The sequence below is a fragment of the Parasphingorhabdus sp. genome (assembly GCF_048269865.1).
Taxonomy (GTDB): Bacteria; Pseudomonadota; Alphaproteobacteria; order Sphingomonadales; family Sphingomonadaceae; genus Parasphingorhabdus.
The window spans coordinates 1-25671 of record NZ_JBLWUA010000003.1 but is presented as its reverse complement, the minus strand read 5'-3'; the positions used below and the strand labels follow the sequence as shown (position 1 = coordinate 25671).

Genomic DNA, 25671 nt, shown 5'->3' with positions numbered 1-25671 from the left:
CCGTCTAGTGGCTCGCTCCGTTGTCGGAGACATATTTGCTGATCCGTGCGACGGCTTCGTCATACAGATTTTGCGAACAGCACAGCACGCCTAGTGCTTTGCCGTGCGTGCCGTTGTAGACCAGAGTTTCGCCGAGCGCATTGGTGACACTCGCGCCTGCTTCAGCGGCGATGACGTGGGCAGCGGCAATATCCCATTCATGGCCCCAGCGCGTCGATGCAACGACGTCGGCCCGGTCATCGGCGACCATCGCCATCCTCAGCGCAATGCTGTTGGGTTTCGGGACAGCAGTCAGCTTGAGTTCCGGCGGCAGTTCTTCTGCAGGGATGCGGCAGCCCTCATATTGCGAACGCTGGGTGGCGGTAATGGACCGGCCGTTGACCTCCGTGTGACTACCGGCCTTGGCGACCCAGGTTTCCTTCATCGCCGGCGCATCCAGCACACCGAATATCGGCGCATCATTCTGTACCAGTGCGATTGAGACGCACCAGCCTGTCTTGCCCGCAACATAATCCTTGGTGCCGTCAATCGGGTCGACCACCCAGGTCAGTTCGTCGCCAGCTCCGCTGTGGTCGATATGGGTTTCTTCCGAGAGCCAGCCAGCCGAGGGCACCAGTTTCTCCAGTTCGGTGCGCAGGAACCGGTCCACCGCCAGATCAGCATCGCTGACGACTTGTCCGGGCGATTTTTCCCAGATATTGGATTCTTTCCGACCCAGAGCCCAGTGACGCATGGCAAGCGTCCCGCCGGCTCGGGCAATAGCGACAACGCGATCAAAATCGATTTCAGCCAAAAATGCCTCCATTCGCCCCGCGCTTTTCAGCGCGCGCTTTCAATCCGATAAGCGTGGGGCAATGAGCGCGCCACTAACGGATTTGCTCAACCCCCCGCTACAGTCATGCTGTCAGTCCGCAAAGTGGGCACGTTGATGCTATAATGATATTCCAGATCGTCCGCAGCGACGAGGCTTTTGAACATATCCTTGAGATTCCCGGCAATGGTGATCTCCGAAACCGGTGCCCCAATCTCGCCATTGCTGATCAGGAAACCGCCTGCTCCGCGGCTGTAGTCACCGGTGACCGGATTGACCCCCATGCCGATCAGTTCCGTGATATAGACCCCGTGCTTGATGTCCTTGATCAGATCGGCCTTGCTGACCGTGCCATTGCCCATGTGAAGGTTGGTCACGCTGACACCTGGTGCGCCGCCAACGCCGCGAGAGGCGTGGCCGGTCGGCTGCAGACCAAGTTGCCGTGCCGCAGCGCTTTCCAGCATCCACTGGGTCAGGCGGCCATTGTCAACAAATTTAGTCTTCGCGGTTGGCAGGCCTTCTCCGTCAAATGCCTTGGACCGAAGGCCCCGCTTGCGATGCGGGCAATCGATGATGGTGATCGCGCTGTCAAAAACCTCGCTATCGAGGGCGTCCAGCAGAAAGCTTGTTTTCCGGGCGATAGCGCTGCCGGAAATCGCTCCGATGAAATGGCCCAGCAGGCTGTTGCCAACCCGAGGATCAAAGACAACCGGCATCGCGCCCGACTGAAAACTGACCGGGTTGAGCCGCGAGACCGCTCTTTCGCCGGCTTCGCTACCGATTTTCTCGGGCGATTGCAGGTCCTCCAGAAAGCGCACGCTGTGATAGGCATAGTCGCGTTCCATGCCGTCACCTTCTCCGGCCACAACGCTCGCAGACAGGCTGTAACCGCTGGTCGAATAGGCACCCGAAAAGCCATGACTGGTCGCCAATGCAACAATACTGCGCCCGGCGCTTGCGCCACCACCTTCGCTGTTGGTGACACCGTCAACTGCCCGCGCTGCATCTTCAGCCCGCAAGGCAAGTTCTCGTAGCAGTTCCGGGTCAGGGTCCTGGCCGTCATCCCCTTCAATGCCAGCCGGTTCGGTTTTCAGCAGCAATTCTTCTGGCGCGAGACCGGCATATTGGTCTTCCGGTGCCTCTTTCGCCATGTCGAGCGCGCGGCCAACCAGGGCCGACAATATTTGCGGGTCCATATCGGACGAGGATACGGTGGCCGACCGATTACCAACGAACACGCGCAATCCGATTTCCTCGCCTTCGGAGCGCTCGACATCTTCGAGATTGCCGAGGCGCATCTGTACCTGGGTTGAGGCGTCGCAAACATAGATAGCATCGGCGGCATCAGCGCCGGCTTTTTTGGCTTGGGAAATGAGGGCGTCGGCGCGGTCCTGCGCTGCGGAAGGTTTTAGCATGCGCTCGACATAGGTACGCCGTCTGGGAAGGTCAACGATCGGCTACGAAATGGAGCGGGAAGGTTACCCAATCGAAAGGACAGATGCTTAGAAAAGCGTCCCTGCAGCCTTGATCAAGCCGGCGAACAGCAGCGGCAAGCCCAAGGCCAATACCCAGAGAAACACCTGATCCGACCGGAATCGCGCTGCAATACTCTGCTCCGAAAGGCCATTGTGATTCCTCGTCGCCCAGCGCCGTTCAAAGTTGCGGCAAAAGGGAATGATCACGGCAACGAGCAAGACCAGTGCGAAATAGGGAGCGATCGATATGCCCTCGGCCTCGATGAACCTCAGCACAAAAAATATCTGCAACATCGTGTAGACCAGCAACGCCGCCGCACAATTGTTGCTCATCTTCTTGTCCCAGCGGACACCAATATTCTGCACGTCCTGACGCGCGTCATGTTTCGTTACGGATTTCCCAGATGCTGTAGCAACCATTTCCATTCCCCTCAGAATTGCCTATCCTGCGATCGCCGGAAGTTTGCCCCCGTGCGAATTTCCCTTCATACTATAACTTATTTATCACAAAAGCCAAATATACCGTTTTATAGCAGTTTATGTCGGGAATATGCGCTTCCGCTTGCCATAAATTGCATTATCGGACAGAATCAGTTTTCAATCGCAATCCACATTTGAGGGCCATTCCATGACCATTTCTCTTGCCGATCCGCTGTCCCTTCCTTGCGGGGCCACCCTGCCCAACCGGATTGCCAAGGCGGCCATGACCGAGGGTATGGCGACCCCGGACGGTGTGCCGACCGAAGAACTGGACCGGCTTTACGGCCTTTGGTCCGACGGCGGTGCCGGGATGTTGCTGAGCGGCAATATCCAGATTGATCGGGATCATCTGGAACGCCCGGGCAATGTTGTCATCGACCGGGAGCCGGATGAAGCCATGATGGCGGCACTGACGCGCTTGGCACAGGCAGCCACCCGCAATGGCAATCATTTCTGGGCGCAGATCAGTCACGGTGGCAGACAGACGCAGAGCAATGTCAACAAACATCCAAAAGCGCCCTCTGCAGTCAAATTGGGGCTGCCCGGCGGCCAGTTTGGCGAGCCGGTCGCGCTGACCGTCGAAGAGATTGAAGAGCTTGTCGACCGCTTTGCGCTGGCGGCGAAAACCTGTCAGGACGCGGGATTTACCGGAGCTCAGATCCATGCGGCGCACGGCTATCTGCTGAGCAGCTTTCTGAGCCCGCGATCAAATCTGAGGACAGATAAATATGGCGGCAGCCTGGAGAACCGGGCGCGATTTCTGCTCTCCGTGATTGCCAAGACGCGGGCCGCCGTCGGACCCGATTTCCCGATTTCGGTCAAGCTCAACAGTGCCGATTTCCAGAAAGGCGGTTTCAATTTCGAAGACAGCCTGCAGGTCGTGCAATGGCTGGAAACGGCGAGCGTTGATCTCGTCGAAATATCTGGCGGCACCTACGAACAGCCAGCGCTGATGGGCGCTGACGGCATGGAAGAAAAGGAGGAGCAAAATGTTGCGCCCTCGACCAAGGCCCGCGAGGCTTATTTCGTCGATTTTGCCAAAGCCATGCAGGATGCCGTGAAAGTTCCATTGATGGTCACGGGCGGGTTTCGCACCCGCGCCGCGATGGAAGCCGCGCTCGCCAGCGGATCTGCCGATCTCATCGGCCTGGGCCGTCCGATGTGTGTGATGACCGACGCACCAAAACAATTGCTGGAAGGACTGGATAACTTGCCCCGCTATGAGGATAAGCTCAGCCTTCTTCCCGGTTGGCTGGACTTTCTGATGCGCTTCCAGATGGTCAAGGCGGTGGCCAGTTTTGCCGTCATCTACTGGTTCTACGAGCAGCTGGAAAATCTGGGTCAGAGCGGCATGACCGATCCGAACCTCGGCGTCTTTACTGCCTTTCGCGCAGTGGAAGCGCGCAACAAAAGAATCTTGGCAGCGCGCAGCCCGCGCTGACCAAAATCAGATATTGGTACTGGTCGGGATCTGGCTCGGCTGCAGAAAGACATAGGGATGCATGCGGCGCTGGTTGCGCGCGATGATCCGCGATTCCACCGCCCGCAATCCAGCCTGGAAGCGCGCCAGTGGCCCCTCGTCGCCGGTAATCGCCGGGTCCTGAAACCAGCTTTTATACGGAAAGCGATTGGTCCGATAGTCGCCGAGCGGCCGGTAATAGACAGAACCGAGCAATTCCAGTGAAGACAATTGCAGCAGCGCCAGCGACATTGGCGGCATATAATCGAGCCATTCGCTCTTGCTATGGCCCTGTTGTTCGGTAGGCGCGGCAGTCCAGCCAGCACCGGTCACAGCAGGCGCAAAGGTCACAATCGTCCGCTGCGGAAAGTTTACCGCTGCATGCTGGGCGCTGGCGGTAAAGATGATCATCGTACAGACGTCGACCAGTTGCGCACGCGAAGTGATCGGCTTGAAACCGACGATATGGCCTTCCGATGCGATCGACGCAGCCCATTGGGCCAGTTCCGTGTCACCGGTTACGGCAGCATCGTCAGCATAATAGATATGGACATATTGCTCGGCCCAGTCATGGATCGCGCTCCACACCAGCAATGCGTCGTCACGATAGGGGTAGTCCGGAAGCTTTTCCGTGTCGGCGACATGGCGCTCGGAAAAATCGACCGGCGTCATTTTCTTGTAAAAGTCAAAAGCCAGCCGCGCCTGAACCGCCGCCCGCTGGCTCGACTCGATGGTGCCGCCAAAAAAATCATCGATCGGACCACCTTTGTTGATCAGGGTCTCAACCGCCAAATTATTGATAAACAAAGTGCCTTCAAAATGAGGCACCAGCAGCGACCACAGCGGGTGAACCTTCGCAAGATTCCGCCGGGTGGCAACGGCAATCGCTTCGCTCACCAAATGGGTGCCGGCGAGATGGGCGAACAGTTCATGATAGTTGCAGTCCGCCACCTGGACGACGAATTTCGCCATCTCCCAGCCCCATTGTTCCGACGAAGAGGGGGACGGGGTCATCACCGGATATTGGTCGGGATCCTGCCCGCACTGGATCGCGACCGGCTGAATCGACGACCCGCCGGGTGGCACGGCAAACAGTGCCATCGGCCGGTAGACATATTTGGCATGGCCATTCCACACACCGGGAACAAGCACTTCCAGGTCCTTGTAATCGCAGAGATATACGCGACCGTCCGCCAAAGCCTTTGACAGCGTATCACCGCCCATCACGGCGGAATAATGTGCTGGGGTCACCGGAAAGTTGTCGGGGATCTGGTCAATGCCCTCGATCAGCATCGGATTGGGACCCGCCACGCGAAGCCGCGCAAACTGATCATCACTTTGGAAGGTATAGGCAATGCCCGGTGTCGGCAGGGTCTGGAACAGATTGCGATAGGCTTCAATCGACCGCTTGTGGACTGCCTTTTCGGCCTGCAGGATATCAATGATCACGGCGATAATGTCCCGCAGCGCGCTGTGGTGCGCGTCCAGGGTGTTGATATCGACGCCCTCGGTCGCCTGCTCGATGCTGCTTTCGAGACTGGGACCGGCGACACTGACGCGATGCTTTTCGCGCAAGTCTTCGACCTCGATCCTGATATTTTCGGCATCTGCCAGCGCATCGTCGAGAATCTTCTGCTCGGCCTCGCCAAGACCGGAAAAAATCGGGGCCAGCAGGACAGCCCTGATGTTGTTCACTATCCCTATGGTAACTTCCAGCACCTTGAACCACCATTCGATCGAGGGCTGGTCATCGGACGGGACATGTGTCGCCAGCGGCACGCCGGGCAAGCTCGCGATGTCCGTGGTCCATTGATAGTGCGTTGAAGTCTCGTTTATCTGCTTGCGGCGCTTTGCACGCTGTTCCAGACTGTCATTCTGCGGCAGGCTCGGATCGCGCGCTCCGCGCTTTACCCCCTGACCTCCAACCTCGTGTTGCGAAACAATCGACCGTGCGTTCTCAAAGGACATAGTGGCTCCTGATCTTTCCTGCGGATCAGAGCATCTAGTATATTCTTGGTTAAATTCGCGTAAACCAATGAACCGCGCAGTTCGCTTGGGATCGCGGCAGGTTCTAAGACGCGGTCGAGAACTAGGCTTAACGAGACATTTACAAATCGCTGTTAGCAACACTCCATGCAGTCAGGGGTCCGACAGTTTTTACGCAAGCTCATCCCGCCAGTTCCGGAAACGGTGCGGGACGAATTTGCTATCTTGAGCGCAACCCGCATGCAGCACCAGTCGCGCGCGCTGTTTCTTGCGATGTTCCTGACAATTCCCTTCGTATTATATGCCTCCAGTACCGGTGCCGAAGCTTGGGTCCGCTATGGCATTCCGTTGGCGATGGGCGGTTGCTGCCTGCTCGGCTATATGTCGCTGATCAAGGACCGCAATGCTTCGGGCAGCCCTGACCGTGCGCGCAAGTTCATCGCCGAGGCGACCTTCTTTTCGGCGACGATTTGCGTATTGGTCAGTATCTGGTGTGTGCTCAGCTGGGTGCATGCGCCGTCTGATATTCGCTTGTTTTATCCCTTCACGCTCGCCATGGGCTCACTGACCACCATCTATACATTGGGTACGATCCGGCTCGCCGCGATCCTGAATATCATCATCGGTATCGCGCCGATGACCATCATGCTGTTGTTGTCAGGGGATCCGCTCGCCTGGTCTGCTGCAGCCAGTCTGATCATGGCAACAACATTTCTGTATCGGCTGATCACGCAGCAAAATGAGCAGTTCGTCCGTCTGCTGCTCCTGCAACATGAAATGCGCGAGCTGGCGCATACCGATCCACTGACCGGACTGTTCAATCGCCGGGTGCTGTCCGAGCATCTGGAGAACCAAATTGCCGAGGAAGATCACGAGCGCGCGTTTACCGTAGCGTTGATCGATCTCGACGGTTTCAAGCCGATCAATGACCAGTTCGGCCACGCGGCGGGCGATCAATTGCTGATCGAAGTCGCGCACCGGCTGCGCATTGCCTGCGGCAACAATGGCATTGTCGCTCGAATCGGCGGCGATGAATTTGCCGTATTGCTGTCACCGGATTCAGCGATTTCAATCTCTGCCTGCGCCGACCATATGCTCGCAGCGCTGGTCACGCCCTGCGTGATCGAGGGGCATGTCATTCGGGTGCGGGCCAGCGTCGGTATCGCCTCTTGGCCGCGGGACGGGATGACCGCAAACAGCCTTCTCGAAGCGGCGGACAAACAGCTCTATGCCGTGAAGAACACCGGATCGAAAGCACCGGTGCGGATAGCCGCACAGCCAACTGCGATCCGCTCTTCCGCCGCGTAGCGACCGGTTTCGTCAGGTCGCCTGGTCCAGTTCTTCCTCACGCAAAGTCTTGCGATCCAGCTTGCCGATCATGGTTTTGGGCAGGCTGTCACGGATCACCACGTCCACCACCCGTTCGTGCTTCCCCAGTTGCGGGTTCAACCAGTCTTTGAGCTCCTCGCCGGTCACCGTGCTGTCGGGTTCCAGAGCGACAAACGCCTTAGGACTTTCGCCGCGATAGGAGTCAGGCACGCCAATCACCAGAGCCTCCTTCACCGCTTCATGCTTGTAAAGAACATCTTCGACCTGGCTTGGGAAGACCTTGAACCCGCCTACCGCAATCATGTCCTTCAAACGATCGACAATCTTGATATAGCCATCCTCGTCGATCGTCGCGACATCACCGGTACGCAGAAAACCATCGACGAACACCTGCTCATCTTCCTTTGGCAGGTTCCAGTACCCCTGCATCACCTGCGGACCTGAGAATATCAGCTCTCCGGGTTCGCCCTCCGGTGCCGCTTTTGTCGGATCCCCTTTGTCGACCAGCTTCACTCGGGTCCCCGGCACCGGCTGGCCGATCGTCCCCGGCTTGTTCAGCCCTTCGTACGGATTGGCACTGACCACGCCGCAACTTTCGGTGAGACCGTAGCCTTCGACCAGTTTCGCGCCGGTCTTCGCCTCGAACTTCTTCTTCAATTCCGAGGACAAGGGCGCGCCGCCCGAAACGCATACTTTGAGCGATGAAAAATCGGTCTTGTCGATATCGGCATGGTCGAGCAGCGCCTGGTACATGGTCGGCACTCCCGGCATGGCGGTAATTTTGGTTCGGGAAATTGCCTTCAAGGTCTGCTTGGCGTCGAAGCGCGGCAACATCACGATTTCTCCGCCACGCTGGATAGTCCGGTTGAGCACAGCGCTGTTGGCAAAAACATGAAAGAAGGGCAGCACGCCCATCAATCGGTCGACCTCGTCGAGATAGGGATCAATGTCGTTGATCTGCCGCGCGTTGGCGGTCAGATTCTGGTGGCTGCACATCGCTCCCTTGGGCGTACCGGTGGTGCCGCCGGTATATTGCAGCAGTGCGATATCCTTTTCCGGGTCGATATCAGGAGCGTCAAAATCGCCGTCATTGCCGATCAGGACGGAAAACGGCGTGATCCGGTCGTCATCAGGCTGCGGGCTGCTCTCCTTGCGACGGAACACGGAATAGAACAACGCCTTTGCCGGCGGCAGCGCACCGGAGATGCTGCCGACGACCAGTCGCTCAAGGCTCGACTGTTCGAGCACTTCATAGGCGGTCGGGAAAAGCGCAGTGGCGGAAAGCGTGAACAGAATTTTGGTGCCGCTGTCTTCCACCTGGTGATTGAGCTCATCGACAGTATAGAGAGGCGAGAAATTAACCACGGTCGCACCGATCGCCATCGCGCCATAATAGCCGCAAACATAATGCGGCACATTGGGCAGATACAGACCAACGCGGTCGCCCTTGCCGACCCCCAGGTCCTGCAGCCCCTTGGCCACGCGGACCGCTGCCGCAGCGACATCGCGATAACTATATTTCCGCCCCATGAAATCCAGCAGATTGGCATCGCCCCGCTGCTCGGCAGAGCGGAAGAACATGCCCGGCATTGATAAGGGCGGGTAAGTCTGGTCCCACTGGGTTGGATGATTATAGTGCGATTGCCAGATTGGCGACTGTTCGGGAGATTTTTCGGTCATTGACATTCATGTAAGTGAACCGGTCTGAACTGACAATGAAAATTCTGGGCAAAAGTCGTTGCTGACTTGCCGTCGCTGTTGCTAACGGAGAATATGACTTCCACAACAGCAGAATCACAATCGCCAAAGGCGGCGAAGGCGTCGATCACCTTTGTATTTCTGGTGGTTCTGATCGATATGATCGGTTTTGGTATCATCATGCCGGTCCTGCCGGATTTGATTACCCAGATCACCGGCGACAGCCTCTCGGACGCCGCTATCGACGCCGGATGGCTAGCCTTTGCGTATGCGGTCATGCAATTTTTCTTCGGGCCGGTCATCGGCAATCTTTCGGACCGTTTCGGGCGAAGGCCCGTATTGCTTGGCGCGCTTGGCGGCTATTCGATTGCTTATGCCCTAATGGGTTTTGCTCCGTCTCTGCTGTGGCTGTTCGTTGCGCGGATCGTTGCCGGCATCATGGGCGCGAGTTTCAGCACCGCCTATGCCTATGTCGCCGATATGTCCCCGCCGGAGAAACGATCGCAGAATTTCGGCCTGATCGGGGCGGCGTTCGGCCTCGGATTTATCATAGGGCCCGCGATGGGCGGTTTGCTCGGAGAATATCATATCCGCCTGCCCTTCTTTGCGGCATCGGCTCTCGCTGCGACCAATCTGGTCTTCGGCTTTTTCATGCTGCGGGAAAGCCTGCCCCGGGAAAAGCGGAGGCCGTTTCAGATCGCAAGGGCCAACGCGTTCGTCGCGCTGAAGGGCCTGAGCGGTCAGAACCGGGTGGTATTGTGGTATGCCGGGGCGCTGCTGGTCTGGATGATCGGTCATGTGGTTTATCCGATCGTTTTTGCCTTCTACGCGATTGAGGCGTTCGGGTGGAGCGCCTTTACCGTAGGTATGGCGCTTGCGCTCGTGGGCGCGGGTGCTGCTCTGGTTCAGGGCCTGCTGATCCGTTATCTTATCCCGCGTCTTGGAGAACGCAAAGCTGTCATCATGGGCGCCGCCAGCATGTCCATCAGCACCATTGCCTATGTCATAGCTGGCCCGGAACAAGGCTGGATGATCTTCCTCGCGATTCCGGTCGGCGCTTTGCAGGGCCTGTTCCAGCCTTCACTCAATGGACTGATGAGCAAGGCGGTCTCTGACGAAACCCAAGGCGAATTGCAGGGCGCGATTGCCAGCCTGCAAAGCTTGAGCTCGGTCATTGGCCCGCCGATGTTTACGGCTGTATTCGCGGCCTTCACGGTTGCCCATACGTCTTATTATCTACCCGGCGCCCCCTTTGGGCTCGCGGGCATCATCGCGCTGATCTCCCTGGCTATTTTTCTGCGGGGCTATGCTTTGCACTGCCATAGCAGCAGCGTTGCGGCGCCACCGGATGCAAAACCGGTCGTAAGCTGAGGGCACCGATTACGCAGCGCTATACCAGGCTGTACCATCCTTCATTTCAAGCTGCGCGCGTCCGGTATATTGCAGGTGGCGGAGCGTTGCCATCGCCTCGCCGCTGGCCATGCCGATGACATCGGGCGTAATCGGCCGCTTGAACAGATAGGGGAAGCTGTCGACCACCCGCTTGGGGCTTTCCCGCAGCCCCTGCTCCAGATCATCCAGCGCTTCGTTATGGCGCTCGGCGAGTGCGTCAAGCCGCTGATGCGCGCCCAGAAAGGGGCGGCCATGCGCGGGCAGAATGAGCAGATCATTGTCCAGTTCGGCGCGAAACCGGGCGATGCTCGCCAGCCATTCGCCCAGCGGATCGCTGGTCGGTTCGCTGAGCATGGTCGAGATATTGGAGGTAATCCGCGGCAGGATCTGGTCGCCGGAGATCATCACCTTGGCGGTGTCGTCGATCAGGCAGGCATGTTCCGGAGTATGGCCATTGCCGATCATCACGCGCCACTGGTGATCCCCGGTCTGCAGGCGGGTGCTTTCTTCCATCCGGATGTGCCCGATCGGCAGATCCGAAACCGCGCGCGCAAAGCGCCCCCAGCCCTTTTTCGCAAAATCGTCGATCAGATGTTGCTCCCAACCGCAGAAACGCCATTCGTCGAGCGCCTCTTCCGGCACGCCCTCACGCTTGTCGGCGAGCAGCATCCGCGTCAGCAGCCATTCGGTCCGGTTCATGTGCAAGGGCACCTTGAACCGCTTTGCCAGCCAGCCGGCACAGCCGACATGATCGGGGTGATAATGGGTGACGATGATCTTGGTGGCGCTCTGCCCCCTTAATGCGCCGTCTTCAAACAGGTGCTTCCAGGCCTCGATAACCTCGGGCATGAACAAGCCGGTATCGGCAATCGCAAATCCCTCGCTGCCATCGGGATGACGGTCGGCAAGCACCCAGTTGTTGATATGCCCCAGCGGGCCGGGCACGGGTGTGCGGGTCCAGCCGATGCCGGGCATCAGTTCGAAATATTCGCCGAATTTTGGTTCATATTCGCCCAGCGGATAGGTCAGCCCATCCGACTCAATCGGATCAAAGCCGTGATCGGCGAGCATCGCATCATAGGCGGGCGGTTTACGGGGCGCGTCCATAGATCAGCCATAGACCTTTGGTCAGGACAAACGCAACCTGATTTAATTGACTGATTAAACTGCTAGGCCCGTCGGCCAGCCGTGTTATTTGACGCCGACAATGAATACGAAAACCAGAGCCATAGCTCCGAAAATGGCTATCGCAGCGATCTTCATAAGGCGCAGTCTGCCAGGATTTCCCTCACTCATATTAGCCCCCAAATCAAACGATCCTCAAACTCGATAGATGATCAGCGATCTTTGAACAATGTTTCTGCGGTATGTTCTACCGGCGCATCATCGTCGTCTGATTCGCCTGACAGAGCAGCCTCGGCATCGCGGGCCGCCTGCGCGCGTTCTTCGCGCAGTTCGGCGATCAGCGCCTGCTTGTCACCACCGAGCTTGGCATCATCAGCCATTTCCGGCTCGATACCAGCCTTTTTCGCGGCCTTGGCAACAACAGCATCCAGCTCGCGCTGTGAGCAGAGGCCCAGAGTGACCGGATCTTTCGGCGAAATATTGGCGATATTCCAGTGCTCGCGCTCGCGGATCGCATTGATCGTTGTGCGGGTGGTGCCGATCAGCTTGCCAACCTGCGCATCGGATATCTCGGGATGATTACGAAGCAGCCAAGCGATACCATCGGGCTTGTCCTGACGCTTTGAAACCGGCGTATAGCGGGGTCCCTTGGTCCGGCGCACCTGATCTGGCCCCTTCTGGATCTTCATCCGGTAATTCGGATCTTTCTCGGCTTTTTCAATTTCTTCATGCGTCAGCTCGTGCGCCTGCACAGGATCGCGTCCGGTATATTTGGAGCTCGCCAGATCGTCCGCCATCGCGTTGACTTCGAGAATATGGATACCGCAAAATTCAGCGATCTGCTCAAAGCTGAGCGCCGTATTGTCAACCAGCCAGCTTGCGGTGGCATGCTGCATAAGAGGAGTTGCTTGTTCGGCCATGATGGCGTCCTTCCAATAGCTGGCTTTTGACGGCCAGCGGCAAGATAAAAATAAAGGGCCGCCCCCTTGCGGAGACGGCCTGTTGGAAGCTTATGTAGGTTATTTGGAAGCTATCGGCAAGATATTTGGCTACACCCGCGCAAATAGGGCCTTGGCGAGGAAACGGCGTGACATATGGCCATGCGGCCGCAGATCCTGGGCCACCAGACCGTTGAAGAACTGACTGGCGCTGGCGTCCCAGCTATATTTTCGGCCATGCGCAACGCAGGCGCGCGGATCAAGCGTTAGAGCGCGCTGGATCGCATCATTCAGATTGGCAGCCATTGCACCGCTTTCTTCGCTCAGAATGTCAATCGGACCGGTCACCGGAAACGCGGCAACCGGTGTGCCGCAGGCCAGTGCCTCGATGATCACCAGTCCGAATGTGTCGGTCTTGCTGGGGAAGACAAACACATCGGCACCGGCATAATAGCCGGCCAGCGTGCGGCCCGATTGCCGCCCGGCAAAATATACCTCTGGATGCCGCGCTTTCAATCCCTCGAGCGCAGGCCCATCACCGACAACCACCTTCGAACCGGGCTGATTGCTGTCCAGAAAGGCTTCAATATTCTTCTCGATCGCCACCCGGCCGACATAGAGCTGGATCGGTCGGGCAAGCTGTTCATAGACTTTCGGCGGCGGCGCGTCGGTGCAGAAATTCTGCAGATCGACGCCGCGGCTCCAGTGATGAACATGACGCAGGCGTTCGCTGCGCAGCTGAGCACGGACGCTCTCGGTGGACACCATGATCGCTTCCGATTTTCGGTGGAACCAGCGGATATAGGGCCAGAATATGCGCGGAGACAGTCTCGTCCTTTTGGCCAGATATTCCGGGAACTGTGTGTGATAAGCGGTTGTAAACGGACGTCCTTTTCTGCGACACCAGCGACGCGCCTGAATACATAGCGGCCCTTCGGTGGCCAGATGAACGGCGTCGGCGCCAAATGCCTCGATCCGCTTGCCAATGGTTCTTGCTCTGGCAAAGGACAGCCTGATCTCCGGATAGCTGGGTGCCGGGACCGAGCGGAATTGATCGGGCGAAATAACCAGAACCTCATGTCCCCTGTCGCGCAGCAGTCCAACCACCGTCTCCAACGTTCGCACCACCCCATTGACCTGAGGATGCCAGGCGTCGGTCACCAGAGCAATCTTCATGCTGCCTGCCCGATTGCGCTGTCCACCGCGGTCAGTTTGACCGGCTGCTCCTCGCGCTGCTTGCGCGCGTTGATTTCGTCGGCCCAGTGGAGAATCTGCATCTGGCCGTCATCGCATTCGACCAGTGCAGTGCAGCCTTCGACCCAGTCACCGTCGTTATAATATTCGATGCCCTTGATCATCCGGTGCTCGGCGGTGTGGATGTGGCCGCATACCACACCATCAACGCCACGGCTTTCGGCAGCCTTGGCGACGGTTTCCTCATAGCGCCCGATAAATTCGACCGCATTTTTTACCTTGTGCTTGGCCACTTTCGACAGGGACCAGTAAGGCAGGTCTAGACGGTTGCGAACCTTGTTGACCAGCCAGTTGAGGCGCATCAGCGCCACATAGGCAGCATCGCCGATCACGGCGAGCCAGCGGTGCGCCAGCATCACCGTGTCGAACTCGTCACCATGCAATACCAGCAACCGCCGGCCATCAGCCGTTTCGTGGATCGCCGACCGGCGGATTTCCACACCGCCAAAATTCAGCCCGGTGAACTGGCGAAACATTTCATCATGATTGCCGGGAATATAGACAATCCGCGTACCACGCTTGGCCCGCTTCAGGATGCGCCAGATGATGTCATTGTGGCCGTCCGGCCAGAAAAACCGCTTCTTCATCCGCCATCCGTCGATGATGTCACCAACCAGATAAAGCGTATCGCTGTCCACATGATCCAGAAAATCGATCAGCATGTCGGCGTTGCAGCCACGGGTGCCAAGATGAATGTCGGAGATCCAGATCGTCCGGTACCGGGTCCGGTCCCCCGCCCGCACCCGAGGCTTGCGCTTGAGACGCGCCTCGTATCGATCGGCGTCGAGCAGCGGAACATCGGCTTTGGTAAAAGGCGGAAATTGCTTGGCCATATTCACTCCCATGGAAACCATCCATGGACACAGCCATACGCGTCGATTGTTACAGCCCGATTCCCATTTTATGAAGCTTTGGTGACGAAAAATGCCGGTTCTTGGCTCAAATTTTCAGATATTGGCGCAGTTGATCTTGCAGATGCGGCACCGCCCGGTCACTGGTGATAAACTCGGCCGCTGGCATCATCTGCCAATCCTGCCCCTCATCGCCGAAGACAATCTCGTTCAATCTTTCGGGTGCGAGGCGGCAGACGAAGAATAATGCTACGTCGCCGGTACCGCGCCAGTTCGGATAGGTCCGAACATGTTCAAACGTTTCAATCGCGATGCGTATGCCAAATTCTTCAAACGTCTCCCGGGCAACGCATTCCGCGCCGCTTTCCCCGTCTTCGCGCCCGCCACCCGGCAGATCCAGCATGTCGGGGAAAGGAATGTCCGGCCTGTCATCGCGGCGATAGACCAGGATATGATCGTCGACAAAGACGGCGACCTTTGCGCCATGAAAGTCTACGTCGCCGCTGCCGATCCCGGACTGCCCCATCGCTGCTATTCGACGATCAGTACAATCTTGCCGATATGATCGCCGGCCTCCATGTGGGCATGGGCTTTGGCGGCATCGGCCAGCGCAAAGCGTTCGTCCATCACCGGTTTCAATTTGCCCGCTTCAACCTCCGGCCATACATAGCGGTGCAGTTCATCGGCAATCAGCGCCTTTCGCTCTGCCGACTGGGGCCGCAGCGTGGAACCGGACAAAGTCAGCCTGTTCACCATGATATGCGCCATGTTGAGCGTCGCCTTGACGCCGCCCTGCACGGCGATTGTGACATGCCGGCCATCTTGCTTCAAACATTTCAGATTGCGCGCAACATAATCGCCAGCAACCATGTCGAGGACGATTTCAACACCCTCGCCATCGGTGATCTTCTTGATCTCCTCAACAAAGTCCTGGCTTTTATAGTTGATCGCGTGATCCGCACCGATCTGCTTGGCCGCCGTACATTTCTGATCACTGCCGCATGTCACAATGACGTTGAGGCCAAACAACTTGCCGAGCATGATCGATGTTGTTCCGATACCGCTTGTGCCGCCGTGAACCAGCACCGTTTCGCCTTCGCGGGCAAAGCCGCGGTCAAACAAATTGCCCCAGACGGTGAACAGCGTTTCTGGCAGGGCAGCCGCCTCCGCCATCGTCAGGCTTTCGGGAACGGGTAAACATTGACCGACCGGAGTCACGCAAAATTGGGCATAGCCGCCGCCGTTGGTCAGCGCGCAGACTTTGCGGCCCATCCATTCGGATTCAACGCCGTCGCCCAGTGCGACAACCGTTCCAGAAACCTCCAGCCCAGGCAGCGGCGACGCGTCTGGCGGCGGGGGATAGAGCCCCTGGCGCTGAACCACGTCGGGGCGATTCACACCGGCAGCGGCAACCCGGATCAACACTTCACCCTGTTTGGGCTTCGGGACCTCCAGTGTGACTGGCTGCAAAACTTCGGGCCCGCCCGGTTCACTGATCGCGACCGCGGTCATCTCTTTTTGCAACAGTTCAGATTCAATCATCGAATAGCCCCCCGAAAAATTTGCGATCCCTCAGTTTCGCGCCCTTATTGACAGCAAAGCGCAAGCGGTCAACATTACCCTGCAGGAGGCATGTCGATTCATGGATGATGAAGATAATTTACCGCGCAACGCCAATGATCCGCTGGTTTTGCTCGTGAAGCAGGACCTCGACCCATTTTCCGTGGACGAACTCGACCAGCGTATTTCCCTATTAAAGTCCGAAATAAACCGTTGTGAAGCCAAGAAACAATTCGCTGTTAGCCACCGGGCCAGTGCAGAAAATCTGTTCAAAAAGTGATAAATGCTGGCTTTCCATCAAGCATTTGTTAACCTTGCTTAACAATATTCAGGTCCAGAGGTTCAATTTTGGACCATATTGCAGGAGGGACACGAAAAACTGGCAGCTTTCTCTGGCTGCTTGCTGATCCGATCGAGCTGCCCTTGACGTTTCACGCATGGGTCACGATCTAGATAGCAAGTATTTGGGTAAAGCCCGAAACCCGATACACAGCATCAGTTTCGGCAACCGGGGCAGTAACACTGGCCCAATATTGGAGTAAAATATATGCCATCATTCGCGGAATCGCTCGAAAAAACGCTGCATCAGGCGCTAAAAAATGCCTCTGATCGCAGTCATGAATATGCGACACTCGAGCATCTCCTTCTCGCACTCGTTGACGATGGCGACGCGTCTCAAGTGATGAATGCGTGCGGCGTTGATCTGGCCGAGCTGGAAGATGCCGTCATTCTCTATCTCGACAGCGAACTGGACTCGCTGAAAGTCGAAAAGGCCATAGACCCCTCCCCCACATCGGGATTTCAGCGCGTCGTACAGCGTGCCATTCTGCATGTTCAGTCATCCGGCAAAGATGAAGTCACCGGTGCAAACGTGCTGGTTGCCCTGTTCTCCGAACGCGAAAGCTATGCGGTCTATTTCCTGCAGCAGCAGGACATGAGCCGTCTGGATGCCGTCAGCTATATCAGCCACGGCGTCGGCAAGGGTGGCCAGACCGCGGAACCGGCCGAATTGTCCGGCATGGATAGCGAGCAGGACAAGAAAGAGAAGAACAAGAAAGAGACCGCGCTCGACCAGTTTACGGTCAATCTCAATGCCAAGGCAGCGGACGGCCGGATTGATCCGCTGATCGGCAGGCAGGCAGAGGTGGACCGGACGGTCCAGATCCTGTGCCGGCGGTCGAAGAACAACCCGCTTTATGTCGGCGAACCCGGCGTTGGTAAAACGGCGATCGCCGAAGGCCTGGCGCTGCGCATCGTCGAGGAAAACGTCCCTGATGTACTGAAGCCGGCGGTGATCTACTCGCTCGACATGGGCTCGCTGCTGGCCGGCACCCGTTATCGTGGCGATTTTGAAGAGCGACTGAAACAGGTTGTTTCGGAGCTCGAGAAAATGCCCGACGCCATTCTGTTCATCGACGAAATCCATACCGTGATCGGTGCTGGCGCGACCAGTGGCGGCGCGATGGATGCCTCCAATCTGCTCAAGCCAGCTTTGTCTGGCGGGATGATTCGTTGCATCGGGTCAACGACTTACAAGGAATTCCGCAACCATTTCGAGAAGGATCGCGCGCTCCTGCGGCGCTTCCAGAAAATCGATATCAACGAGCCGTCGATTGAGGATACGATCAAGATTCTGGCTGGCTTGCGCGGTGCCTTCGAAGAGCATCACAAGGTACGCTACTCGCCGGATGCACTGAAATCAGCGGTGGAATTGTCGACCCGCTATATCAACGACCGCAAGCTGCCGGACAAGGCGATTGACGTGATCGACGAGGTTGGTGCGATGCAGATGCTGTTGCCGCCGTCCCGCCGCAAAAAGATGATCACAGCCCGGGATATCGAGGCCGTAATCGCCACCATGGCGCGGATCCCGCCCAAATCGGTGTCCAAGGACGACAAGAAGACGCTGGAGAATCTGGAAAAAGACCTCAAGCGCGTGGTCTTCGGCCAGGACGAAGCGATCAGCAAGCTGGCGAGCGCTATCAAGCTGTCGCGTGCCGGCCTGCGCGAACCGGAAAAGCCGATTGGCAATTACCTGTTCAGCGGACCGACCGGCGTCGGCAAGACCGAAGTCGCAAGGCAGCTGTCGTCAATCATGGGCATTCCGCTGAAGCGCTTCGATATGTCGGAATATATGGAACGGCACAGCGTTTCCCGGCTGATCGGCGCGCCTCCGGGCTATGTCGGCTATGACCAGGGCGGTCTGCTGACCGATGCGATTGATCAGAACCCGCATTGCGTGCTGCTGCTCGACGAAATCGAGAAAGCGCATCCGGATCTGTTCAACATCCTGCTGCAGGTGATGGACAATGGCAAGCTGACCGATCATCACGGCAAGACCGTCGATTTCCGGAATGTCGTGCTGATCATGACCACCAATGCCGGTGCGTCCGACATGGCGAAAGAAGGCATTGGTTTCGGCAATATGTCGAAAGAAGATGCGGGCGACGAAGCGGTGAAGAAAATGTTCACTCCGGAATTTCGCAACCGTCTGGATGCGATCGTCCCCTTCGCCTATCTGCCGCCGGAAGTCGTGTCCCGCGTCGTCGAGAAATTCATTCTCGAGCTGGAACTGCAACTGGCCGACCAGAATGTCCATATCACGCTGGATGAGGATGCACAGGCATGGCTCACCGAGCGCGGCTATGACCGTCTCTATGGCGCCCGCCCGATGGGCCGCCTGATCCAGGAGAAGATCAAGCAGCCGCTCGCTGAGGAGTTGCTGTTCGGCAAGCTCAAAAACGGTGGCGAGGTCAAGGTCCATCTGAAGGACAATGTCCTGACCTTCGAAGTCACCGCAGCCGCCCCGAAAGCGAAGAAAAAGAAAGCAGCGGCCAAGAAGAAAGCCGACAGCAAGGCAAAATAGCCGGCGGCAAGAGGCCAAAAAAAAAACGGCGTGGGATTTCCCGCGCCGTTTTTTATGTGTGATAGCCTGTCCCGTCAGCAATTCATGCGGCACTGTCGATCCGGAGCGAGCGCGTCGCATCACTAATCAGAAAATTCGCTTCATCGGCACGGATTGCGGCGAGCACATCGGGATTGGATGTGGCTTGCAGGAACGCGTCATAGTCGGCCCGGGTAGCGAAGTGGATTTCGGTGATCACATCAAAATCCGGATCGGCCTGAGTCTCACCGATCCGGCTTTCCGGCCGGTCGATATAATGACGCTGATAGTGAGCGAACATCGGCAATAACCGTTTGATCAACGGCACATGATGCGCCTCATAATAGGCGCGGAATTCTTCCGCCGACAGGTCCGGCTTTTTTGAAATCAGAAAGAAATGCTTGATCATGCCCCCCCTCCACGCTGGCGCCTGGATCTGCGCCCTGTCTATTTTATGTTACATGCTAATAGTCAAAACCGAACCCACAAAAGAACGGGTTGCCAACCCACGCGTAAAAATCGCAGCGCTCTTCAGCGGGTCTGAAACACTGCTGACAGAATGCTGTCAGGAGCGCTATGATAGCAGGTGCTTGTTCAACCAAAAAAGAGGAGCAAGCAAATGACCGAGACAACCCGCGAACGGCCGGTATGGGTCGAAATTCCCGCAACCGATCTCAACCGCGCCAGAAAATTTTACGAAGCCGTGTTCGAGACAAAGCTGATTGAGAACAATGACGGTCCGGAAAAAATGCTGATGATCCCAAGTGCCAATGATGCCATGTGTGGCCATCTCTATGTCGGCGAACCGGCGACGCAGGGCGACGGCATAACGGCGCATTTGTCTGTCCAAGGGACTTTGGCGGAAGCGATGGACCGGATCACGGCCAGTAGCGGCGAAGTCGTTTCGGAGACGATATCCATACCGTCCGGTGCCTTTTTCTACGCCAGGGATACAGAAGGCAACAGCCTGGGCGTTTTCCGGTATAAGGTCTGATGCGCAGAGCCGACCGCCTTTTTCAGATCGTTCAATATCTGCGTGGCGGCCGGCTCGTGACAGCTGCAAAACTGGCCGACCGGCTGGAGGTTTCGGAGCGCACCATTTATCGGGATATAGCCGACCTTCAATCCACCGGCGTCCCGATCGATGGCGAAGCGGGTATCGGCTATATCATGCGCAGCGGCTTCGACTTGCCGCCGCTGATGTTTACGCGCGACGAAATTGTTGCCCTGGTCACCGGCGCACGGATGGTCCGCGCCTGGGGCGGCGACGCGATGAGGGCTGCGGCGGAAGAAGCGCTGATCAAGGTCGAGGCTGTGTTGCCGGAAGCGGAGCGCAGCAGGATCAATGATATCAAGATATTCTCGCCCCGTATCGGATTGGGCGGCGAGGCCAGCATGTTGATTGACCGCTGCGAACAGGCTGTCGATGCGAGGGAAATCCTGGTTCTGGATTATGTCGCCGAAGATGGCAGTTCGACCAACCGGATGGTGCAGCCCCTGGGCCTCTGGTTCTGGGGAAAAGTGTGGACGTTGGTCGCGTGGTGCCAGTTTCGCGACGACTTCCGGACATTCCGGCTCGACCGCATCTCTGCGCTTGTCGGCACCGGCACCTTCTTCCAGCCCGATCCCGCACGCTCACTGGAGGAATTTTCCCGGCTGCAGCGAGAAAATTACCGGTCCCAGAAAGACCATTCGAAATAGGAAGGAAAATAAGATGACTCTGAAATTCTACACCAACCCGATGTCACGGGCCCAGATCGTCCGCTGGGCGCTGCACGAAGTTGCGGCGGACTATGATCAGGTTCTGCTCGAATATGGCACAACGATGAAGGCGGATGACTATCTGAAGATCAATCCAATGGGTAAGGTTCCGGCGATTGACCATGACGGCAAGATCATCACCGAATGTGCGGCGATCTGCGCCTATCTCGCGGAAGTTTTCCCGGATGCCGAACTCGCCCCCACGGCGTCCGAACAGGCAGATTATTTTCGCTGGCTGTTTTTTACCTCCGGGCCGGTCGAGCAGGCGATAATCAATCGGTCGCTGGGCTTCGCGGTAACCGCAGATCAGGAAAGGATGGCCGGCTATGGCAATTATGACCGGGTGGTCGACGTTCTGGATGCCAAGTTTCAGGCGGATCAATATGCCTGCGGCGAGCGCTTTACTATGGCCGACGTCTATGTCGGAGCCCAGATAGTCTGGGGAACGCAATTCGGAACCCTGCCCGACCGGGATTCCTTTCTCGCTTACGCCAAGCGGGTGACGGACCGCAGCGCCTATCTGGCTGCAAAAGCGATCGACGATGGGCTCATCGCAGAGGCAAGCCAGTAAGGTCGCCACGAATGACAGGAAGCCGGATGGTTATCCCATCCGGCTCCGTTTTCTGCTAATTTTATAGTGACTTATTCGCCGGGGGCTGGCTGCTCATAATCCAAAGTCGGCGTTTCAGTGGCCGCAGTCGGCTGTTCCACTTCAGGCTCGCCATATTGGACTCGCCACGCTTCCAGATCGCGCTGATATTCTTCATAAGCGATATAGAATTCGTTGAACGGCTTCTCCAGCTCAGGCAAGGCTTGTGCGGCGAAGGCGTTGAGATCGGCCGATTTGGTGACGATCGCACGCTGGCTGATTTGCACGGCCTGATCACAAAACGGTCGCCGCAGTGGCGAGAAGGACCAAAAATTGTAAAGCTGGGTCTGGTGAATATCGTGCTCGGCTTTGTATCCCGCGCCGACTTCCCGCTGAAATTTGCGGATAATCGCATTATTTGCGTTGCGCAGTGACGCGCTGTTGTTGTTGATGAAGGCGTTATAATCATCGACAAGACGCTCATAAAGCGGCCCGGAGCAGCTCAGCGCGGCCACGTTTAAAGCCGCGCGCACATGCCACAAGGTCTCGAGCGGACCGAGGTCGCGGTTGATCGTGTCGCGCAGACCGTCGGCCCGTAACATCGGCACGACTGTATAACTACTCGCACCAAATGGCGGTGTCGGCGCGCGCGGCGTATATTGCGGCTGGACGACGGGAGCGGGCGGTGGTGGCGGTGGCGGTGCCGTTTGACAGGCCGCCAGAGTGGCCAGTCCACCCGCTAGCAATAGTAGACGCAAATCCTTCAAACGCGGCATCGTAACACTCTCCTAAAACAACAGCCGCTGCTTTATGATTCACTCAAACACTTGTCCAGCAATTGCGACCAAATCCCGACGAGCCGCCAAACAAAAAAGCCCGACAGTTTCCTGCCGGGCTTTTCCGTCAATTCAAGACAATCTGACCTATTCTTGGTTGCCCATGAAATAGAGCAGGAACTGGAACATGTTGATAAAGTCAAGATAGAGGCTGAGAGCGCTCAAAACCACCGTCTTGCCAACCATGTCGGTGCCAGCCACATAAGCATACATGCTCTTGATCCGCTGCGTGTCATACGCGGTCAGTCCGGCAAAAACCAGAACACCGATCGCACTGATAACCAGCTGCATCATCGTGGATTGCAGGAAGATGTTAATCACCATCGCAACCAGCAAGCCAACCACGCCCATGATCAGGAAGCTGCCCATGCCGGACAGGTCCTTCTTGGTCGTGTAACCATAAAGGCTGAGACCCAGAAACGCGGCTGCGGTCGCAAAGAACGTCTGCGCAATCGACGTGCCCGTATAGACCAGGAAGATAGTCGACATCGACATGCCCATCAGCGCCGCAAAGCCCCAGAACATCGCCTGCAATGTCGTTGTGGAGAACTTGTTCTGGCCAAAGCTCATGGCGAATACGATCGCGAGTGGCGAAAGCATGATCAGCCATTTCAGCGGTCCGCCGCCGAACATGATATCCTGTGCGAGCCCGGAACTGGCAAACAGCATTGCAACGATACCGGTCAGCAACACACCGCTGGCCATATAATTATACACTTTGAGCATGTAGGTGCGCAGGCCTTCGTCAAACGCAACCTGCGTCTGCGATGCGGCACCCACTGGGGGCTGCCCGAAGGTTGTTCTTGGATCTTGCCAAGCCATAATATCCATACTCCTCAAATTAACGGGCCGACAAACCAGCCCTATGGTTCACAATATCGGGCACCAGCGTAGGTTTTTCAAGGGAAACCGAGGTTGTTTGCCTAAATATTACTGATGGATTCAATAGATAGCATCTATTGCGCCTGTGAAAAACCAGGCGGATTTTTTGCGTATTTTGGCGATCAGCTCCAGGATCGCGAATTATTACGGGGCGCAATCGCCCTAGCCGGCCCCCAGCCGGCTGCGAAGGGTCTTCGCGGCTGCGGTTACCTCCGCCCAGGTCTGGTCGAAGTCATCCTCGTCCCCATAATAGGGATCAGCCACATCCTGCCCCGCCCTGCCCTCGACATGGTCGAGCAGCAGCGACAATTGCGCGCGACCCTTGGCAGGACGCATCGCCTCCAGATCACGCAAATTCTGGCTATCCAGCGCGATGATATGATCGAAATCATAAAAATCGGCCCCGTTCACCTGCCGTGCACGCAAGTGCCCGATATCAACGCCGTTGCGGCTGGCCGCCGCCTGTGCCCGCTCGTCCGGCGGCTGGCCGACATGCCAGTCGCCAGTGCCGGCAGAATCGACCACGACATTGAGGTCAGCGCTCACGCATTCCCGTCGCAAGGCCGCTTCTGCCAGCGGCGAACGGCAGATATTGCCGAGACACACAAACAACACCGACTGGTCCATAACGCTACTCTATACCAACAATCCAACAGGTGTTTTACAATCAGCGACCTTGCACAAACACGCCGCAGGCCAGCCGTCCGCCGCTTTCTCCGGATGGATCGGTTTTCAGATCGTCGGCACCTTCATGTACGACGAAAGCCGCTCCATCGGCATCAAGCAGAGCGTTGTCGCCTTCGCTCAAAGACGCGCCGGCAATTTTCGCCTCCAGCGCACCCGTACCATCGGCACCAACATCAAGGTTGAAAAAGTCGCCCGCATGCGCGCCGTTCGGGTTGTCAAAGCCATGTTCTTTTGATTGCGGATTCCAGTGACCGCCTGCCGACTTGAAGTCGGGGCCTTCGCATTTGCCGGTCTCATGAATATGCACGCCGTGCGGCCCCGGAGACATGCCCGTTGCTTTAATGTTGACGATCAGGCCATCATCGCCCTGCGCGACAATAACTTCACCATATTGCGTCTTGTCGGCGCCCTCCAGAGCGGCGCGGGCGACATTGCCGCTAACCTCGCCAGGGGATTCGCCTTCCGGGGCGCAACCGGCGGACAGCAGGGACAACAGGGCAACGCCCGCTAGAGTGAAATGATGATGACGCACGAAGCTTCTCCTTGATTTCCTAATCATTGCTTGCATGATAGCAGGCGATCCGCCCGCTTGGAACCAATTGTTCCATTGCTTTCCGCTTCGGCCCCCAGAGGAGCACGAGTGCCGCCTATGCGTTACCTGATCGCGGCTGGTTCCAACCAGCGCCACCAGCGTCTGGGCCTGCCCCCTGCGGTCATTGCTGCGGGCTGGGAGCAATTGAGCCAGGCAGCGGTGGTGGTGGCAAAAACATCCGCAATCATCGCATCGCGGCCGGTCGGACCGTCCCAGCGCCGCTATGCCAATGCCGTCGCGATCATCGAAACATCCCTGTCGCCAGCGGCGCTGCTCAACCTGCTCAAACAGATCGAGTCGGATTTCGGTCGCCGCAGGGGCCAGCGATGGTCCCGCCGCGTACTCGATCTCGACATCATCCTGTGGGGCGGCGGTGCCTTTGTCAGCACCGACCCTGCCCTCACTATTCCTCATCCGCTGATGCGCGAGCGCGCCTTTGTTCTGGGGCCCGCCGCAGAAATTGCCGGTGATTGGCGCGATCCGCTCACCGGCCGGACAATCGCCCAATTGCACGCCCGCAACAGGCGACCGAAAAAACGACCGGAAAAAGCGCCAAAGCCGCTTGACCCTGCCCCAAAGCGCCCCTAGGGAAGCGCTTCCCGAAGGCTGAGTGCACTGCACCAGCTCGCACAGGGGGCCCTTAGCTCAGTCGGTAGAGCAACTGACTTTTAATCAGTAGGTCGCTGGTTCGAACCCAGCAGGGCTCACCATAATACGTTGAAAATAAACGATTTTCTGACAGAATGATATTCGAAGTTGCAATATTTGCAACTTGGGTAGCATTTTGGGTAGCAAATGGAAGAAATTCCAATATTCAAAGAACTGATGATGGACCAGTTCTTTCAAAGGTAGGGAATACAACAGCGTTGATTGCTAAACCAACGAACCATCCAACCCAAAACAGTGATACAAAACAGTGATAAATGTTAAAACGATTTCTGGTAGCGGTGCCTGCTACCATTTCTCGTCGCGAGTAAACTCGACTGCGGTCGCGTCAAGATCTTTCGCCAATTGATTGAACTCACGATATGCTCCAAGGCGCTCTAGACCATCAAGTCGCTGATCGCCGGAAAGGCGGTCCA

Annotated in this window: 25 protein-coding genes and 1 tRNA gene; 10 read left to right on the top strand and 16 right to left on the bottom strand. The window is 57.2% G+C overall.

Annotated elements, in window-relative coordinates; translation table 11 throughout:
* Positions 1-4: 4 nt before the first annotated feature.
* The 3 genes from ACN0WW_RS04460 to ACN0WW_RS04450 form a co-directional block, all read right to left on the bottom strand.
* Positions 5-793 (bottom strand): inositol monophosphatase family protein, encoded by a 789-nt coding sequence (locus tag ACN0WW_RS04460; protein WP_417609827.1) that lies wholly within the window; start codon positions 791-793, stop codon positions 5-7.
* Positions 794-879: 86 nt separating this feature from the next.
* Positions 880-2226, bottom strand: coding sequence for a TldD/PmbA family protein (locus tag ACN0WW_RS04455; RefSeq protein WP_417609825.1), 1347 nt, complete (start codon positions 2224-2226; stop codon positions 880-882).
* 87 nt (positions 2227-2313) lie between these two features.
* Positions 2314-2706 (bottom strand): hypothetical protein, encoded by a 393-nt coding sequence (locus ACN0WW_RS04450; RefSeq protein ID WP_417609823.1) that lies wholly within the window; start codon positions 2704-2706, stop codon positions 2314-2316.
* A gap of 208 nt (positions 2707-2914) precedes the next feature.
* On the opposite strand from ACN0WW_RS04450, the gene ACN0WW_RS04445 reads away from it, so the two are divergent.
* A complete protein-coding gene (locus ACN0WW_RS04445) occupies positions 2915-4207 on the top strand; it encodes an NADH:flavin oxidoreductase/NADH oxidase family protein (protein ID WP_417609821.1) in 1293 nt (430 codons plus the stop codon).
* A gap of 6 nt (positions 4208-4213) precedes the next feature.
* On the opposite strand, the gene ACN0WW_RS04440 is transcribed toward ACN0WW_RS04445, so the two are convergent.
* Positions 4214-6193, bottom strand: a complete 1980-nt coding sequence (locus ACN0WW_RS04440) for a lipoxygenase family protein (RefSeq protein ID WP_417609819.1) — start codon at positions 6191-6193, stop codon at positions 4214-4216.
* Positions 6194-6436: 243 nt separating this feature from the next.
* Here ACN0WW_RS04440 and ACN0WW_RS04435 point away from each other — a divergent pair, with 243 nt between their 5' ends.
* Positions 6437-7519 carry a GGDEF domain-containing protein gene (locus ACN0WW_RS04435; RefSeq protein WP_417609817.1) on the top strand — a complete coding sequence of 361 codons (1083 nt, stop codon included), beginning with the start codon at positions 6437-6439 and terminating at the stop codon, positions 7517-7519.
* Between the two features lie 12 nt (positions 7520-7531).
* Here the strand turns inward: ACN0WW_RS04435 and ACN0WW_RS04430 are convergent, their stop codons facing one another.
* Complete coding sequence (locus ACN0WW_RS04430) at positions 7532-9220, bottom strand: long-chain-fatty-acid--CoA ligase (protein WP_417609815.1); 1689 nt, start codon at positions 9218-9220, stop codon at positions 7532-7534.
* 66 nt (positions 9221-9286) lie between these two features.
* Between ACN0WW_RS04430 and ACN0WW_RS04425 the strand changes: the two genes are divergently transcribed.
* The gene (locus ACN0WW_RS04425) at positions 9287-10609 is read left to right on the top strand and encodes a TCR/Tet family MFS transporter (RefSeq protein WP_417609813.1); all 1323 of its coding nucleotides are present in this window, start codon (positions 9287-9289) and stop codon (positions 10607-10609) included.
* A gap of 9 nt (positions 10610-10618) precedes the next feature.
* Here the strand turns inward: ACN0WW_RS04425 and ACN0WW_RS04420 are convergent, their stop codons facing one another.
* The 6 genes from ACN0WW_RS04420 to ACN0WW_RS04395 all read right to left on the bottom strand — a co-directional run bounded on the left by ACN0WW_RS04420 (position 10619) and on the right by ACN0WW_RS04395 (position 16340).
* The gene (locus ACN0WW_RS04420; RefSeq protein WP_417609811.1) at positions 10619-11737 is read right to left on the bottom strand and encodes an MBL fold metallo-hydrolase; all 1119 of its coding nucleotides are present in this window, start codon (positions 11735-11737) and stop codon (positions 10619-10621) included.
* Positions 11738-11967: 230 nt separating this feature from the next.
* Positions 11968-12651: a cell cycle transcriptional regulator TrcR gene (locus ACN0WW_RS04415; RefSeq protein ID WP_417610486.1), complete on the bottom strand. Its 684-nt coding sequence runs from the start codon at positions 12649-12651 to the stop codon at positions 11968-11970.
* A 153-nt stretch (positions 12652-12804) separates the two neighbouring features.
* On the bottom strand, positions 12805-13869 hold the full coding sequence (locus tag ACN0WW_RS04410; protein ID WP_417609809.1) for a glycosyltransferase family 4 protein: 1065 nt from the start codon (positions 13867-13869) through the stop codon (positions 12805-12807).
* On the bottom strand, positions 13866-14780 hold the full coding sequence (locus tag ACN0WW_RS04405; protein WP_417609807.1) for a UDP-2,3-diacylglucosamine diphosphatase: 915 nt from the start codon (positions 14778-14780) through the stop codon (positions 13866-13868). Before ACN0WW_RS04405 ends, ACN0WW_RS04410 begins: the two co-directional genes overlap by 4 nt.
* A 106-nt stretch (positions 14781-14886) precedes the next feature.
* Positions 14887-15324: an NUDIX hydrolase gene (locus ACN0WW_RS04400; RefSeq protein WP_417609805.1), complete on the bottom strand. Its 438-nt coding sequence runs from the start codon at positions 15322-15324 to the stop codon at positions 14887-14889.
* Positions 15325-15329: 5 nt separating this feature from the next.
* Positions 15330-16340 (bottom strand): NAD(P)H-quinone oxidoreductase, encoded by a 1011-nt coding sequence (locus ACN0WW_RS04395; RefSeq protein WP_417609803.1) that lies wholly within the window; start codon positions 16338-16340, stop codon positions 15330-15332.
* A gap of 100 nt (positions 16341-16440) precedes the next feature.
* On the opposite strand from ACN0WW_RS04395, the gene ACN0WW_RS04390 reads away from it, so the two are divergent.
* Both ACN0WW_RS04390 and clpA read left to right on the top strand, forming a co-directional pair.
* The gene (locus ACN0WW_RS04390; RefSeq protein WP_417609801.1) at positions 16441-16638 is read left to right on the top strand and encodes a DUF1192 domain-containing protein; all 198 of its coding nucleotides are present in this window, start codon (positions 16441-16443) and stop codon (positions 16636-16638) included.
* Between the two features lie 267 nt (positions 16639-16905).
* Positions 16906-19224, top strand: a complete 2319-nt coding sequence (gene clpA, locus ACN0WW_RS04385) for an ATP-dependent Clp protease ATP-binding subunit ClpA (protein WP_417609799.1) — start codon at positions 16906-16908, stop codon at positions 19222-19224.
* A gap of 82 nt (positions 19225-19306) precedes the next feature.
* On the opposite strand, the gene ACN0WW_RS04380 is transcribed toward clpA, so the two are convergent.
* Positions 19307-19651: an EthD domain-containing protein gene (locus tag ACN0WW_RS04380; protein ID WP_417609797.1), complete on the bottom strand. Its 345-nt coding sequence runs from the start codon at positions 19649-19651 to the stop codon at positions 19307-19309.
* A 210-nt stretch (positions 19652-19861) separates the two neighbouring features.
* On the opposite strand from ACN0WW_RS04380, the gene ACN0WW_RS04375 reads away from it, so the two are divergent.
* The 3 genes from ACN0WW_RS04375 to ACN0WW_RS04365 are packed head-to-tail and all read left to right on the top strand — an operon-like array spanning position 19862 to position 21574.
* Positions 19862-20236, top strand: a complete 375-nt coding sequence (locus tag ACN0WW_RS04375; RefSeq protein ID WP_417609795.1) for a VOC family protein — start codon at positions 19862-19864, stop codon at positions 20234-20236.
* Positions 20236-20943 (top strand): helix-turn-helix transcriptional regulator, encoded by a 708-nt coding sequence (locus ACN0WW_RS04370; RefSeq protein WP_417609793.1) that lies wholly within the window; start codon positions 20236-20238, stop codon positions 20941-20943. The genes ACN0WW_RS04375 and ACN0WW_RS04370 overlap by 1 nt, the downstream gene beginning before the upstream one ends.
* 13 nt (positions 20944-20956) lie before the next feature.
* Positions 20957-21574: a glutathione S-transferase family protein gene (locus ACN0WW_RS04365; protein ID WP_417609791.1), complete on the top strand. Its 618-nt coding sequence runs from the start codon at positions 20957-20959 to the stop codon at positions 21572-21574.
* 71 nt (positions 21575-21645) lie between these two features.
* Here ACN0WW_RS04365 and ACN0WW_RS04360 read toward each other — a convergent pair whose 3' ends face one another.
* From ACN0WW_RS04360 to ACN0WW_RS04345, 4 genes are all read right to left on the bottom strand, one after another.
* Positions 21646-22368, bottom strand: coding sequence for a hypothetical protein (locus tag ACN0WW_RS04360; RefSeq protein WP_417609789.1), 723 nt, complete (start codon positions 22366-22368; stop codon positions 21646-21648).
* Between the two features lie 147 nt (positions 22369-22515).
* Positions 22516-23259, bottom strand: a complete 744-nt coding sequence (locus ACN0WW_RS04355) for a Bax inhibitor-1/YccA family protein (RefSeq protein ID WP_417609787.1) — start codon at positions 23257-23259, stop codon at positions 22516-22518.
* A 213-nt stretch (positions 23260-23472) separates the two neighbouring features.
* Positions 23473-23937, bottom strand: coding sequence for a low molecular weight protein-tyrosine-phosphatase (locus ACN0WW_RS04350; protein ID WP_417609785.1), 465 nt, complete (start codon positions 23935-23937; stop codon positions 23473-23475).
* A 40-nt stretch (positions 23938-23977) separates the two neighbouring features.
* On the bottom strand, positions 23978-24529 hold the full coding sequence (locus ACN0WW_RS04345) for a superoxide dismutase family protein (protein ID WP_417609783.1): 552 nt from the start codon (positions 24527-24529) through the stop codon (positions 23978-23980).
* Positions 24530-24646: 117 nt separating this feature from the next.
* On the opposite strand from ACN0WW_RS04345, the gene folK reads away from it, so the two are divergent.
* Both folK and ACN0WW_RS04335 read left to right on the top strand, forming a co-directional pair.
* Positions 24647-25177: a 2-amino-4-hydroxy-6-hydroxymethyldihydropteridine diphosphokinase gene (gene folK, locus ACN0WW_RS04340; protein WP_417609781.1), complete on the top strand. Its 531-nt coding sequence runs from the start codon at positions 24647-24649 to the stop codon at positions 25175-25177.
* A gap of 46 nt (positions 25178-25223) precedes the next feature.
* Positions 25224-25299: transfer RNA gene (locus ACN0WW_RS04335), tRNA-Lys, on the top strand.
* Positions 25300-25671: the final 372 nt, after the last annotated feature.